This is a genomic window from Clostridium sp. CTA-17, assembly GCF_054767895.1.
In genome coordinates this window covers 627,162-642,888 of sequence record NZ_BAAABF010000001.1, presented here as the reverse complement: position 1 = coordinate 642,888, position 15,727 = coordinate 627,162, and the positions used below count along the sequence as shown (strand labels likewise).

General features: G+C 26.9%; 11 protein-coding genes. 1 reads left to right on the top strand and 10 read right to left on the bottom strand.

The features are described 5' to 3' along the window. Positions 1–6: 6 nt before the first annotated feature. The 4 genes from ACYUCG_RS02735 to ACYUCG_RS02720 form a co-directional block, all read right to left on the bottom strand. Positions 7–693: a pseudouridine synthase gene (locus tag ACYUCG_RS02735; protein WP_283679790.1), complete on the bottom strand. Its 687-nt coding sequence runs from the start codon at positions 691–693 to the stop codon at positions 7–9. A 218-nt stretch (positions 694–911) separates the two neighbouring features. After that, complete coding sequence (locus ACYUCG_RS02730) at positions 912–1,580, bottom strand: DUF3592 domain-containing protein (RefSeq protein ID WP_283679784.1); 669 nt, start codon at positions 1,578–1,580, stop codon at positions 912–914. Between the two features lie 496 nt (positions 1,581–2,076). After that, complete coding sequence (locus ACYUCG_RS02725; protein WP_460268040.1) at positions 2,077–5,280, bottom strand: DEAD/DEAH box helicase; 3,204 nt, start codon at positions 5,278–5,280, stop codon at positions 2,077–2,079. Between the two features lie 232 nt (positions 5,281–5,512). Continuing rightward, on the bottom strand, positions 5,513–6,460 hold the full coding sequence (locus ACYUCG_RS02720; RefSeq protein ID WP_460268039.1) for a hypothetical protein: 948 nt from the start codon (positions 6,458–6,460) through the stop codon (positions 5,513–5,515). Positions 6,461–6,628: 168 nt separating this feature from the next. On the opposite strand from ACYUCG_RS02720, the gene ACYUCG_RS02715 reads away from it, so the two are divergent. Then, a complete protein-coding gene (locus ACYUCG_RS02715; RefSeq protein ID WP_460268038.1) occupies positions 6,629–7,876 on the top strand; it encodes a hypothetical protein in 1,248 nt (415 codons plus the stop codon). An 80-nt stretch (positions 7,877–7,956) separates the two neighbouring features. On the opposite strand, the gene ACYUCG_RS02710 is transcribed toward ACYUCG_RS02715, so the two are convergent. The 6 genes from ACYUCG_RS02710 to ACYUCG_RS02685 form a co-directional block, all read right to left on the bottom strand. Continuing rightward, a complete protein-coding gene (locus tag ACYUCG_RS02710; protein WP_460268036.1) occupies positions 7,957–9,330 on the bottom strand; it encodes an FAD-dependent oxidoreductase in 1,374 nt (457 codons plus the stop codon). A gap of 219 nt (positions 9,331–9,549) precedes the next feature. Next, the gene (locus ACYUCG_RS02705; RefSeq protein WP_111744169.1) at positions 9,550–10,419 is read right to left on the bottom strand and encodes a cation diffusion facilitator family transporter; all 870 of its coding nucleotides are present in this window, start codon (positions 10,417–10,419) and stop codon (positions 9,550–9,552) included. A gap of 195 nt (positions 10,420–10,614) precedes the next feature. Beyond that, a complete protein-coding gene (locus tag ACYUCG_RS02700) occupies positions 10,615–12,654 on the bottom strand; it encodes a CotH kinase family protein (protein ID WP_460268035.1) in 2,040 nt (679 codons plus the stop codon). 95 nt (positions 12,655–12,749) lie between these two features. Beyond that, on the bottom strand, positions 12,750–13,439 hold the full coding sequence (locus ACYUCG_RS02695) for a DUF4956 domain-containing protein (RefSeq protein WP_460268034.1): 690 nt from the start codon (positions 13,437–13,439) through the stop codon (positions 12,750–12,752). Between the two features lie 96 nt (positions 13,440–13,535). Continuing rightward, a complete protein-coding gene (locus ACYUCG_RS02690; protein WP_003456340.1) occupies positions 13,536–14,222 on the bottom strand; it encodes a polyphosphate polymerase domain-containing protein in 687 nt (228 codons plus the stop codon). 247 nt (positions 14,223–14,469) lie between these two features. Beyond that, the gene (locus ACYUCG_RS02685; RefSeq protein ID WP_460268033.1) at positions 14,470–15,726 is read right to left on the bottom strand and encodes a sensor histidine kinase; all 1,257 of its coding nucleotides are present in this window, start codon (positions 15,724–15,726) and stop codon (positions 14,470–14,472) included. Position 15,727 lies beyond the last annotated feature (1 nt).

The following is a 15,727-nucleotide window of genomic DNA, read 5'->3' as shown; positions in this document are numbered from 1 at the left end:
CCTTAACTACTTTATAAGTTTTTCTAAAATCTCAATTTCTTCCCTATTTATACATCTCCACTTTCCATATTCTATGTCTTCAAGAGTTATATTAAGAATTCTAACTCTCTCTAACTTAACTACATTAAAACCAAAAACCTTGCTCATTCTTCTTATTTGTCTATTTAACCCTTGAGTTAATATTATTGAATAGGTATTTTCATTTATTCTCTTTAGTTTACAAGGTTTTGTTACTTGTCCTAATATTTCAACACCCTGCTCCATCTTTTCAATAAAGTCATCATAAAAAGGTTTATCTAAGGTTACTATATATTCCTTTTCATGGTTATTTTCTGCTGCTAAAACTTCATTTGCTAAATCTCCATCATTAGTTAAAATTATTAATCCTTGAGAGTCCTTATCTAGTCTTCCTATTGGAAAAACATAATCATCTATCCCTAAATAATCTATTATATTATCCTTAACTTCTTCTGCAGCAGTACATACAACTCCTACAGGCTTATTAAGTGCTATATAAATCTTTTCCTTTGGAACTAATGGTTTCCCATCTAAAAGTATTTCATCACTTAATTCAACCCATTGCCCCTCAATACATGGCTTGCCATTAACAATAACCCTTCCCTCTCTAATAATTTTATTAGTTTCTTTTCTAGAGCATATCCCAAAATTGCTAAAAAGCTTGTTTATTCTCATTAGTAATTATAAACATTCCTTCCTAAAGTTAAATTCTTATTTATATTAGTTCTAAATTCATCTGCTTAATTATAACAGAATTACTGAATAACTTTCAAAACTAATATACCAGAAAAAATATGTAAAAATTAAAGGAACTAACATAATTTATTAGTTCCTAAAATTAAGTTAGTTAACATTAATTTTAAATTAACTATTCAAAGAATTTATAATAAAATCTAACCCCAATAATTATTTTTTATTTTAAGAAAATTAACTATTCCCAATAGATATACTCCTATTATCAACAAAGATAATATTAAGGTTCCCGAAGTAAAACCTAGCCCATTATATTTTAATGTAATAAAGCCATAGTAAAAACTAAGAAATGTCCCTATAACTCCTGGCAATCCTGAAATCAAAAATATTATTTTATTCTTTGTAGGAACATTAAAGGTTAATTCTCTTCCTCTATATGTTTCTACAGACATTTGACTTAGCATAACCATTAATAAAAAAGAGCCAACAACTACTAAAGAATTAGATATCTCATATAACCAAAATAGTTTATCATCTATTATTACCTTAGATGGAGTATTTTTCAAGTAACTAACCTTAACATCTAATCCTATTATATCTAATTCTTCATTTAAGGAATTCATTGTTACAGGAACCTGTACAATTTCCTTTCCATCAAAAAATTCAATTATAGGGATATACTTATAAGAACGCCCTCTTCCACTTCTGCTACTTCTTTGAATAAAATCATATGCAACTATTTTTGCCTCTGCAATTTCTCCCTTAGCTTTAATATACAGTAACTCCATTACTGGATTTAAGGCGTTTAAAACAAAAACAACTCCAAATATAAGAAATATTATCCCACTATTTTTTCTTTCTAATTTCATAAATTTCCCCTTTTCATATTCAAATATAATTTTAATAGTACTATTTCCCTCTTACTACTATTAAAATTCTGTTATCTATAAATCCCTTAGAATTCCCTAAATAATAGTTTCTTTCTAAGATAAAATTATCCTTTTTTTCTTTAGTAAAAATATTTATTTTAACCAAATTTTAAAAATTAGTTTATATATTGCAAATAGTAGTTTATAATGTAATTATAGTATATTTAAATTTCAATAACATACTTTAGGAACGTATGGTTATACTATAAACTTTTCGGATTTTCTGTTAGCCTGTTTTTTATATTGTATTTTTAGAGTAAACAACCTTCTTTGCTTTAAAAATAACTTGGATGATTTTTATGTATAAATAAGATTAATTTTAGTCTTATTTCTTTAAACTCTCTAACTTGGTTTGCCACCAACTACAGATAATAGTAAGATTAGAAAAAAAGCTAAGGTGCTTAAACATCTTAGCTTTTTTTCTTTTATTAAATTCTTACTCAAATAATTTACTAATTTCCTCTTCTGTAAGACGTTTTAATCCCTTACCATCCATAGTTTTTCCATCCATTAAACTTTGAATAAGTTCTCTTTTATCCTCCTGCATTAATACTATTTTTTCCTCAATAGTATCCTTTGCAACTAACTTTATAACTTCAACTTTATTTTCTTGTCCAAATCTATGTGCCCTATCTGTAGCTTGGTCTTCTACGGCTGGATTCCACCAAGGATCAAAATGTATAACCACACTGGCAGAGGTTAAATTTAGTCCAACTCCCCCAGCCTTTAGGGATATTAAAAACACTTTAATATTACTATCCTCATTGAATTTTTTAACTCTCTCTACTCTATCCTTAGCAGAAGTTCCTCCATCTAAGTATAAATAAGAAATATCCTCTTTTTTAAAGTCCTCTTCTATTTTTTGTAGTACTGAAGTAAATTGAGAAAATAATAAAATCTTCTTTCCTGATTCACTAGCATCTTTTACAATTTCTTTTACCACAGTAAGCTTACTACTTCCTCCAGTATAATCTGGTACAACTAGTGAAGGATCTAAACAAATTTCTCTTAATTTTGTCAAATAGGCAAATAGATTAATTTTATCTCTTCCACTCTTTTCAGAACTTTTATTTTCATTTAATTGATTCTTTATTGCCTTTACATAGAAACTATATAACTGTTTTTGTTTTCCTTTCATTTCTACTAAGTATTTTTTCTCAAGTTTTTCTGGAAGTTCACTTAAAACATCTTCCTTAAGTCTTCTTAAAATAAAAGGAGTTATTAAGGATTTTAATTCACTTAAATTGCTTTCATCTAAAATAAATCTTTCTCTAAATCTCTCCTTAGTAAATAAATATCCAGGCATAACAAAATCAAATATTGACCAAAGCTCCATTAAATTATTCTCTATAGGAGTTCCTGTTAAGGCAATATTACATCTTGATTTAATATTTTTAACAGATAAAGTTGCTTGTGCTACTGGATTCTTTATGTTCTGAGCCTCATCTATTATGCAATAATCAAAACTTAAGTTTTCATAGGATTTTTCATCATTCTTTAAGGTTCCATAGGTAGTTAATAAAACATCATATTTTTCATAAGACTTTTCTTTTAAATTAGACTCTTCTATCTTAATACCAAGGCCTCTTTTAAAATCCCTTAAAACCTTATCCCTCTTAGATTTACTACCGTGGACTAATCCAATCCTTATGCTTGGAGCAAACTTTTCAAACTCATCCATCCAGTTATATATAACAGAAGTTGGAACAACTACTATGCTTTTGCTTTTTTTCTGAGATAATAAAAAAGCTATTATTTGAAGGGTTTTACCAAGTCCCATATCATCTGCTAAAACTCCACCAAAACCTAAATCAGTAATTTCATTAATCCATTTAAACCCCTCTTTTTGATAAGGTCTAAGCTCTGCATTTAAAGCCTTTGGAACAAGCTTTCTTTTAAATTGTTTATTTAGAAGTTTTCCTACTATTTCTTGAAGAACATTTCCCCCTTTTATAAAGGAGAGATTTCTATCCTTTAATTTTTCTTGAATATATAAAACCTTGCTCTTATCTATATAGACTTCATTATCTTTTATATTTTCTAATCCTAAATCCTCTAGAAGATTTAAAAAGTTTACTATACCAGGGTCTTCTAAATCTAAATAAACCTTCTTAGTTCTATAAAAGCGGTCTCCCTTTTTCATAGCCTCTATGCTTTCCCTAAGTTCTCTTAATTCAAAATCTCCAAAGTCAAACTTAAGCTTATAGAAATTACTAAGCTCTTTAAGTTCTGATGAAATAAGTGATGAATCTAAAACCTTAAACTCCTTAAGTTCTTCTGATAATAAAACTTCTCCAAGTTCTCTAAGCCTTTTAATTCCCTTAGAGAAAAGCTCATACATTTCCTCTTCATTTCCTATAAAACAAAAATCTTCTTCTCTCTTTATGAACTTAAATCTTTCAAGTTGAAATTCTATATACTTCTCACTTTTTAAATCTCTTAAAAAGCTATTATCTTTTTCATCTCTTATTAAATCAATTATGTATCCACAATAATCAATTTTTACATTACAATAAATTTTTCCCTTATTTTTATATAAATTAAAGGTTGTTTTCATAAGCTTTTCTTTAAAAACTCTAATATTTTCATCTAAAACTATATTCTTGCTTATGTTCTTCAGTTCTTCTAATAGACTTCTTAAATTCTCTAAGCTCTTCTTATATGTGATTGTATTATTTTTTAGAAACAACTTATGAATTGGAATGTAGTATTCTAACTGCCTCTTCCTTGGAAGATATAAATTTCTATCAAAAAACATTACATCTCCTAAGTTATTTAAAATAACAGGAAATTTCTTATGGTGACTTAATACAAATCCCTCTTTGCCTTCCTTTAAAGTCAGGGCTACTGGAACATTTTCCTTTTTCACCTTAACCTCATAATTAATTGAGTTAAAATTAAAATTTATTTTTTTCTTTTCATCTATTAATTTTAGAAAATCCTTTAGATTATTTTGTTTAAGCCTTAAATATCTTCCACTTATCATATCCTTATGGCTTGCTACAAATTGAAGAACTCTTTTATCTTCTTCTAAAAACTCATCTTTTAATGGATTATAAGTAAATCCATCATTAAATTTTAAAGGCTTTTTTAAGCTATTTTTATATAAGAAATCTTTTAAATCCAGTATTAAATTTAAATTTCCTGCACCAATTCTAAACTCACAGTTAAATAAAGTAATCCCCTCTTTTACCATGTGCTTAATATTTATATCTAAAGATAAAAATCTCTTTTCTTGCCCTTTATGTTCCTCATTTTTCTCTTTAACTAATTGAGTTTTATTATTACTTTTTAACTTATTATTTTGCATCTTCTTCTTTGCTAAGGAATAAAAAACATCATTAGTTGCTGAAATGTGTTTACACACATAATTTTTTATATGTTTACTATTCTCTTTAAAGGTTTCACAACTACAATTAGTACCAACAATATCACTATTTTTCATATTTATTTTTATGTGTGTATTATAATCCCAGTTTTTATCATCATTTAATACACTCCCATAAATATGATAAATTCCATCTATGCTCTTGCCCCTAACATCTTTCACATATGCTTCCTTAATTAACTTTTTACCTTGTTCTCTAGTAAAACTGGAAGTTCGCCTTACTAAGTTCTTCATTAAAATATCTAAGTTCAAAGGCATATCCCTCCTTATTTTCAATAAAATTATTCTAAACTACTTATACCTACTATCTACTCTACTTTTAAATCTATATTATAAAATAATTCAACTAAAAAGTTAATTACTATTTTACCTAACCCTTATTATAAAAAATTTAAAGATAGAGATAAATACATGAAATTACCTCTATCTTCTTAAACTTTTTAATACATTAAACTTATATTTAATTATACTGTTAAAATATATTTTAATTTATACTCTTTGGAAAACCATTAAACATTTCAAAGGTTTTTCTACTTCGTTCTATAATAGGGTTAAATTCATCTTTATATTGAACTGGAAACTTATAAGAAAATCCTTTTACTCTATCTCCATCTAAAACTTTTAAACTATACAGAATCTCACCATTTTTTTTAGTATATGAGTAAAACCAATCATCACCACACTTAGATTCTAATACCTCTCCATAACTAGTTTCTTCTTTATAAAGATACTTACTGTCATCATCATTATAATTTTTAAGGTTAACTAAAGAAAACTCAATTAGTCCATCCTTACTTTTAAAAGAAAGTGCTGATTTATCATCTAATTGATAGTTTTTATCTAAAACAACTATATTAGGATATTCAACCATCACCCCTTTTATTATTACCGTTTCAAAGTAATAACCACTATCTAAACCACCTAGACTAATTGGTTCTTCTCCAACTAAATAACCATAAGTATTTTCAAGCTCTCTAGTATCATCATAATCATTGACATCTAAATCTAATTTAGCTCCATCATTTTCATAATTACCTTTAGTAAAAATTCTTAAGCTCTTATTTTTTTCTCCAAATTTTATGTAACCATCTTCAATGTAAGCACCATATCCATCTCTAATAACAGAATCCTTTAAATTATTTTCTCTATTAAATCTATTAGTCTCTGGATATGAATTATCTTCTTCCACATTTGAACTATTATCTATTAAGTCTTGCTCAATATTATGGCTAAATTCTTTATTAGATTTATCTAATAAACTTTCAAAATTTCTTTCTAAAATAAATTTTTCTAAACTAGCAGAATTATATATTTCTAATTCATTTAATTTATCCTCTGAATAGTTCATTAGTTTATTATCTTTGCCAATAATAGTATTAACTGCACTACTAATCAATATAGTTATGCTTAATATAATATCGATTATTCTCAAATAAGTCCCCCCTTAATAATATATATTTTTTCCAAATAATCTTTTATTAAGTTAATTGTACCATATGATTACAAATAAATGATTATTTTCATAATTAATGAATACTAAAAAAGGATTTTGTAATACTAAAATTATATTAAAATTTGGAAAGGTAGTGATTTATTTATTATGAATCCATTTTTAGAAAAAAGCTCAAAAATTCAAGACCATTTCACAGACTGGAGAAATATTTACGTAAAACCTTATAATAAAAACGAAGTTGATCCTTATACAAAAACTAGAATAATTTTAATGAATGGAGCTGAATTTGAAGCAAACTGGTTTTCTCATCAATTCTCTAGAAATTGTAATAACAATGAACTTAGAAGAGAACTTGCCCTTGCTAGAAGATTAGATAAACAACAACAAATGCTAATTAGTTCACTAAGACCTGCTAATGAAAGTATTTTAGAGACTACTATAAGCTATGAACAACTAGCTGTAGATTTAACTGCTAGACTTGCAAAGCGTGAACCTAATGAACATGTTAAAAAAGCTTTAGATTTTGCATTACTTGAAGATTTTGACCATTTATATAGATATTCAGATTTATTATTTATGGAAGAAGGAACAAAAGCAGAAAATCTAGTTGGACATTATACAGAAATAATGCCAGGTAGACCAACCATATCTGAACATAGATGCCCAGCTGAAAACATAAGAAACTTTGTTGATTTTAAAACAGCAGACCTTATTACTAAACTAGATATATCAATAATAACTGCAGCAGAACAACAAACTATGAATTATTACATGAATATAGCAGGTTTCTATACTAGTGATATTGGAAGAAATCTTTATCAAGAAATAGGCTTAATAGAAGAACAACACGTTTCTCACTATGGAAGTCTTTTAGATCCTAACTGTACATGGCTTGAAAATCTACTTATGCATAAATACACTGAAGCATATTTATATTATTCTTGTTATAATTCTGAAGTTGATCCATATATTAAAGGACTATGGGAACAATGCTTCGTTCAGGAAGTTGCTCAATTACATAAAGCTTGTGATCTTCTTAAAAAATATGAAAATAAAGAATGGCAAGAAGTTATTCCAAATGGTGAATTCCCAGAGCTTCTAACACTTGGAGAAAATATATCTTATGTTAGAGATATATTAGATAATACTGTTAATAATACAACTATAAAAGATGATTACGTTGATGTAAGTAAATTAGGTCCTGATTCATCATTCCATGAATTCCAAAATAAAGTTAATAAAAATGTTGAAGATGTTCCAAGTCATAAGGTCATAGTTGATTTTATTTCAAAAAATAATGAAGATTATAGATTTGAAACAAAAGAAAATCCAATTGTTGCTTTAAGAGATAGAAAATCTGATAATACTTCTATTGGAAGAACATCTTTAAGTTAGTATGAACTTATAAAAAATTAAAAGTGGATTCCTTAAGAATCCACTTTTTTAATATCACAATATAAAATTATAATTTTCAACTAAATTAATGAGAATAAATCATTTAAAGCCTCACTCATAGTTGGATGAGTAAATATATTATCTCTTAAGAAAGTGTAATCCTCATCAGCTTTCATAGCTAAGGTAACTATATTTATTATTTCAGCTGATTCTGCACATAAAAGTGTGCAACCTAGTATCTTGTTTGTCTTTACATCTACTATAGCTTTCATCATTCCTTCAGTTTCTCCAATAACCTTTGCCCTTGGAATAGTATTAACTTCTAATTTAGCAGTTTTTATTTCAAAGCCTTTTTCTAACGCTTCTTTTTCACTTAATCCAACTCTAGATAAGTTTGGTTCAATAAATACTGAGTATGGAATAAATTTTCTATCATCAGTACTTCTCTTTCCTTCTCCAAATAAATTATCTTTTATAATTCTAAAATCATCTAAAGATATATATGTAAATTGAGGACCACCATTAACATCTCCAATAGCCCAGATATTAGGGACATTTGTTTTTAGTTTATTATTAACTGCTACAGCTCCCCTATTTGTTACTTTAACACCTGCAGCCTCTAAATTTAATTCTTCAGTATTTGGTTTTCTACCTATAGCTACTAAAACTGCATCTCCTGTAATTTTATTTAACTCTCCTAAGCTATTTTCATAAGAAACTTCAACTTCTCCATGTATTTCTTCAAAAGATTTAACTTTTGATCCTAATAAGAATTCAATTCCTTTTTTCTCTAGAATTTCTTTTATACTTTTAGAAATATCCTCATCTTCTCTGCCAGCAATTCTATCAAAGGCCTCTATTACTGTTACTTTTGAGCCAAAACTTTCATAAATTGATGCAAATTCTAATCCAATATATCCACCGCCAACTATAACTAAATGTTTTGGTAATTCTTTTAATTCCATTATTGTAGTACTGTTATATATTTTACTGCTACTTTTTATTCCTTGTATATTAGGAATTATAGTAGTAGCTCCTGTATTTATAAAGATTTTTTCTCCCTCTAAAATTATATCTTCTTTTTCACTATTAATAAGTATTTCTGTATTTGAAATAAATGAAGCTGTTCCATTAAATACATCTACATTTTCATTATTATTTAGCATATTATAATTTTTATTTCTTAAAGCTTCTATTAAAGATTTTTTTTCTTCTATAGCTTTTCTATACTCTCTTTCCTTTTCTTCAAAGGTATTTAACCCTTTATATAAGGACACTTTTGCTTTATGTACTAAAGTTTTTGTAGGAATACATCCAACGTTTATACATGTTCCACCATACATCTTATCTGATTTTTCTATTATAGCAACCTTTTTACCTAGTTTTCCTAAGTAACCAGCAAGTGTTTTCCCACCTTTTCCAAATCCTATTATAATATATTCATATTTATTCATTTTTCTCACTCCAAACTTTTAATATTAATTCTTATATAAATTTATCCTAAAATCTCTTTTAAAATACATTATTCTCTCTTAAGTTAATTTAATTTTAGCAACTTGTATTAGTTTAAACAATTAGGCACTTTTTAGTTACCACATATTAAATAAATATAAAAAAATAAGGATAGTTTATCTATCCTTATTAAAATTACTTTATAAATATAAATCTTAAAGTTATATTAAAGGTTCAACATGAACAGTAACACCTTTAATAAATTTCATTTTTTTTAATATTAGATTCTCTAAATCACTAGCAATCCTATGTCCCTCAAAAACTGAAATATCTTTATCAACACATATTACTAAATCTACATAAGCCATAGCCCCATACTTTCTTGTTCTAATCTCTCTTAAAGACTTAATTCCTTCAACTTCATCTACTATAGTTTTTATTTCCTTTTCCTTCTCCTCATCAATAGAAATATCCATAAGCTCATTTGCTGAACCTATTAAAATTTCAATTCCTACCTTTGCTATAAAAAGAGCAACAACTATTGATGCTATGGAATCTAGTGATTTAAACCCTAAAATAGCTCCACCTATTCCTATAAAAGCTGCAACTGAGGATAATGCATCTGACCTATGATGCCATGCATCAGCCCTAAGTGCCGGTGAATTTGTTTTCTTAGCTACCTTAATAGTAATTCTATACTGATATTCCTTTATAATAATAGATATAACTGATACAACTAAAGGAAAGGCAGTTGGAATTTGAACTTCATTTAAATGAAAAAGTGAATAAACACCATTATACCCAATCTTTATAGATAAAATTACTAGTAGGATAGCTAATAAAAAAGATACTAAAGTTTCAGCTTTTTCATGTCCATAATTATGTCCCTTATCCTTTGGTATGCTTGCTATTTTATTTCCAATTAATACTCCTACAGAGCTTATAATATCTGATGCTGAATGTGCACCATCTGCTATCATAGCATTAGACTTTCCTATTATACCTGCTAATATTTTGATTATAGCTAAAACTATATTCCATAATATAGATATAATTGTTACTTTATTTGCTTCACAATATCTTGACTCCATATTTATCCCCCTAATATTATCAATTAATATATTAAAACTTAAATAAAATCTATAAAATCAAGGCATATATATAATTTATATTATCAATTGATAATTAATTATTATAAAAATACTTTAGTTATATAATATGTAATTTTATTTTTATATGTTCCTAAAAGAAAAAGCTACACATTTATGTGTAGCTTTTTAATATACTTAGTATCTTTTTCTTTTATACTTTGTTACAAAAACTAGGGAAATTAATAGTGTTAAAAGAACCACTCCAAATATTACATAATATGTTTTATTAAAGGTTTCTCTAACTTCTCCTCTTTCTCCTTGTTTAGGAATATTATTAAACATATTTATATTTTCTTCACTTATTCCTAAATCATTTAATTGTTTCTTTTCCTCTTCGCTTAAGCTTGAATAATCCATGTTATTCAATATCTTCATAGCCTCTTGTATATTTTCTTGTGTAGGCATGTTTCCCATATTAGGTATTTTATTATCCATATTACCATTAGGATTATTAATATTATTAGGAGCTTCTCCCATGTTTACTCCATTAAAAGGTCTTCCACCTTCTGGAATAGATTGTCCATTATTATTTTCTTCATTATTATTCGCTAAATTTTCTTCATTCATCTTATCATTAGGCATTTTTCCACCCATATTTTGTTCACCTAAAGCTTTTAAATTTAATGAAGTTTCAATATTTCCATATTCCGTTGATGTTTGCTCTCCATTTAACTGAGCTTCTACACTCTTTGTTCTATCCTCTCCAAAAACTAATAACTCTTTAATGGCATTTTTGTATTCATCATAAGTATAGAATGCTGTAGGATCAATCTTTACGTAATCTCCTATTAACTTATCATTATTGATAACTGTGGTATTGAAAATACCACTTTTAAAATATTCATTTACTATCTTTTCTAAATACTCATGATACTTCTCTTTATATTCATCATTTTCTAAAAGTTTTCCTATAAGAGGGAAATTTTCTAAATTACCTGTAACAGGAGAATCAATAGGGAAATTTACAGCTCTACTTCCACTATTTGTGGCAAATCCTCCAAAGGATAAATTTAAGTCCCATGGAAGTATCTCACAAACTCCATTATTTTCGTAAAGATAATAATTATGATACATTCCCCCTGAATAACTATCTAGGTTAACTAAGAAAGTGTTTACTGCAAAGTACTTAAGAACTTCATCAACATTTAAATATTTCTCTATATCCCTACCACTTTCTAAACTTTTCATCATTTCAATTACATTTTCAAAATCTTCATCCGTTGTACTCTTAAATACTGCACTATCTCTTAAAGTAGAATAACTGCTAATATTATCATCTATATATTTAAAATCAGCACCTTCATTATTTTTTCCTCCCATCATAGGAGACATTTGTCCCATTCCTGCATTTTCTTTATTCATATTGCCAGCCATATTTTGATTTTCATTAGGAATATTCATAGGTTTATTACCCGCTTTATTATTTCCTTCATTGTTAGGCATATTAGGTGGATTCATCATTCCCCCTTCTTTTCCTTGATTATTTTTCATATCAGGCATGGCATCTTTATTTCCTTCATCTTTTTTAGCCCCTACTCCCATAGTTTCAGGTTTATATAAATTACCTTCTAATTCACCATAATTTTTTTCAACAAATCTCTCCTCAATTACTTCTAATGCTAAATATAATCCCCACTGTTCTCCATTAATCTTTATGTTTGAATAAGAATACTCTGGAGTAGGAATCCCAAGAAAATTATATATGTCATAAGATATTGCTTCCTTCATATAAGTGGCATCAGATATATTATTATTTAAAGCTAGTTTTCTTATTCCATGATAGGTCTGTCCGTCAACATATTGTCCAAAGTCTATTTTTAAACTATATCTATCTGTTGTATCATCATTTGCAACAGAAGATAAACTTGAATTTCCCTTAGGTCTAACACCAACATTATAAAAAGTTTCTCCATTTATAGTTATATCTGCACTTCTATATTCCTCATCTGTAGCATTTTCAATTAACCATTCCCAATCACTTTCTTTTATCTTTATATCTATATCAGTTACAATATTTTTATTTAAAACCTTATCAATAGTAGAAGATTGTCCACTAGTACTAAGTGCTTCTGTAGAATTAAATGACTTTAAAGCAAATACGGATACAAAAACAAATATGACAGCTAAGGAAATACTTATTAGAGAAATATATTTACTTGCCTTTTCATTTATCACTTAAACTCACCCTCCTTACAAAAATTCAATTTATTTAAAATAGGAGAGAATAAATTTACCCTCTCCTACTTGTATTTATCTATATAAACTAAAGCTTAAGCCATGTAATCTCCGTTATAGCTAACTAAAACAGCATTTGAAACTCCCTCTATCTTTGATACTTTATTAACAAAGGATGTAGTTATATTCTTTAACTTAACTTCTATTGTCATTTCAATTCCACTTGAAGGAGAAATAGTTTTTGATTTAACACAATATTTATTTACATTTTTAGATAGTATGTTAAGTACACTATTTTCACTAATATCATTTTTACAATTAACCACTAATATATATGGATTATCTGTTGTTTTCTTATTAGCAAATAGAACCATTACTATTCCTATAAAAACGGCACCTAAAATAGCTAAAGGAATAAGTCCAGCACCTAAAACTATACCTTCACTTATTGACCAAAATAAGAATGCAATATCCATAGGTTCTTTTATAGCACTTCTAAAACGAACTATAGAAAGTGCACCAACCATACCAAGTGAAAGAACTACGTTAGAAGTAACTCCAAGTATAATTAATGTAGTTATTAACGTAAGTGCCAGTAAAGACATTGCAAAAGTTGATGAATACATAACTCCCTTAAATGTTTTTTTGTAAACCTGCATTATAAATAATCCTACTGCAAAAGAAAGGATCATTGCTATAAACATGTCTAAAAATGAAATAGATGTCATTTTATCAACAAAACTTGATTTAAATATGTCACTAAAATTAACTGCTTGATTGCTCATTTATTTATCCTCCTAATTTAATCCTATATTTTAAACTAATGTATTTTTTACATGTTTTTCTGATTTATCTTAATTTAAACAAACCTTATAAAAAGCTTATCCATATATTCTTGAAGCTGCATACTTAGAAATAGCTGATGCTCTACGCTCATTAGTTTGAATAATATCTTGTATTAATTCTGGTAAAAACTCATCATACTTTACTTCTAACACAACTATATTATTATCTATGGCTTCTATTGTAGGTACTTCACTATCAAATATATTAGTGCTGTATATTCCTGTTCTTATTTTTTTATCAAAGGTTATACGCACATTTCCTAATCTGTATATATAAGCTTCTCTTACATAATCAACTATGCTCTTAGGCTTTAATAAATCTCCCTTAATTTTTGAATAAAATTCAATAAATAAAGGTTTATTACTATATCTTAAAAATTCAATATCTCCCTTAAGAATTTTTTCACATTCTTCTTTACTTATTAACTCACTATCCTTTGAGCATAATCCATTTATCTTAGATTTCTTTTCTAGTTTAATAAAAGAGTGATTATCATTATAAAATCTTATACGAAATTTTTCTCTATAATTTACTCCATTAATCTTTTCCATAAGAACCTTGTCATTTAAATTGTCAAAGTAAAGACTTCGTATTTTATATTCATTATTTTCACTAGCATTTGCATCAATTTTCATAATATGCATTAATCTATTTTTAATTGCTCTATAATCTGAGTAATTTATATAATGCTTAATCTCATGCCTAAACTTTTTCTCCTTCACTAAATTCACCTCCAATCTCTCATCAAAATCTATTTTAAATAGCTAACCTTAATACTTCCTTAACGCTTATAAAAAATTTTTCTAAAAGCAAAAAAACTTATAAATATAATCATAAAAAAGCTAATCTAAATAATTGATCAAAAACTAACTTAGCTATCTTCTTCATAATATTTATAAGTTTTTATTTTCTTAGTTTTAATAAAACTACTATTTTAAAATTTAATTTTCCTAATTATTTTGTTAAGTATTAATTTAATATTTTAGGTATTGTAATTTCAAATCTTGTTCCTATACCATATTTTGAATATAACTTTATATCTGTTCCTAAGGTCTTGCCAATAGATTTTAATAAACTTAATCCAATTCCACTACCCTTAATATTCTTTCCTCTAACATCTGCGCTTCTAAAGAACCTATCAAAAATACGTCCTATATCCTCTTCTTTAATTCCTATACCATTATCACAAACTATTATCTTTATATTTTTATTTACTTCCTCAAAAGATAGGCTTATCTTACCACCCTCTTCTGTATATTTAAATGCATTTTCAAGAAGTATTATAAGCATTCTTTTTACCTTACTATAATCCCACTTTACTATTACAGGAGTAAGAGGTCTATTTACAATAAAATTCTTTTCCTGTACTTCTGCTAAATCAACATAAAACTCACTTAAATCTTCTATGAACTCCTCTAGCTCAAAGGATACTATATTTACGCTATTATCTATATCTTCCTTTGATAATAATAATAAGTCACTATTTAGCTTTTCAAGATCTCTAACTTCACTCATCATTTTAGAAATATGTTCAAAATGATCTTCTATTTTATCGTCCCAAGAATTTGCTAAAAGCTCTAATTTGCCTTTTATAACAGCTAAAGGTGTTTTCATCTCATGGGATGCATCTTGAACGAAAAATACTTGTTTGTCATAAGCTTTCTTTATAGGCTTTATTACCTTTGAAGAAAGAATGTATGATAAAACTAATGCAATTCCTATTAATATTACTAAAGCCATTATTATGGTTTTTATTAATTGGTTTATTGATTGAACTTCAGAATCAATATTCATAAGTAATTGTACTCTTATATCTCTACTTGATATGGTAACTCCCCTAAACTTATATCCTTTAAAGGTTATTTGTTCTACCTTACTCTTAGATTCTTCTCCTAAACCTGGCAAATTATCTTCATCAAAATAGGGATTAGGATTCATTGATACAAGCCTATCTCCTCTATATAAAATAGCTATAATATTAGGTGGAGTAGGAGGTAAAATATTTTTCCCACTTTCAAAGAATTGTCTATCCTTTGGATTAGGAATTAATACTTTTTGAACCTTTTCTTTCTCTTGGATTAAGCTATTATCAACATTTACAAATACCCTAGATGTATATAAGGTTGTGGTTATAATTGCAAATATTAAAAGGCAGAAAAAAACTATTCCTGCACTAATTAAAGTTACACTTCTCTTTGTTTTAAAAAATATATCTTTTCTTTTCATT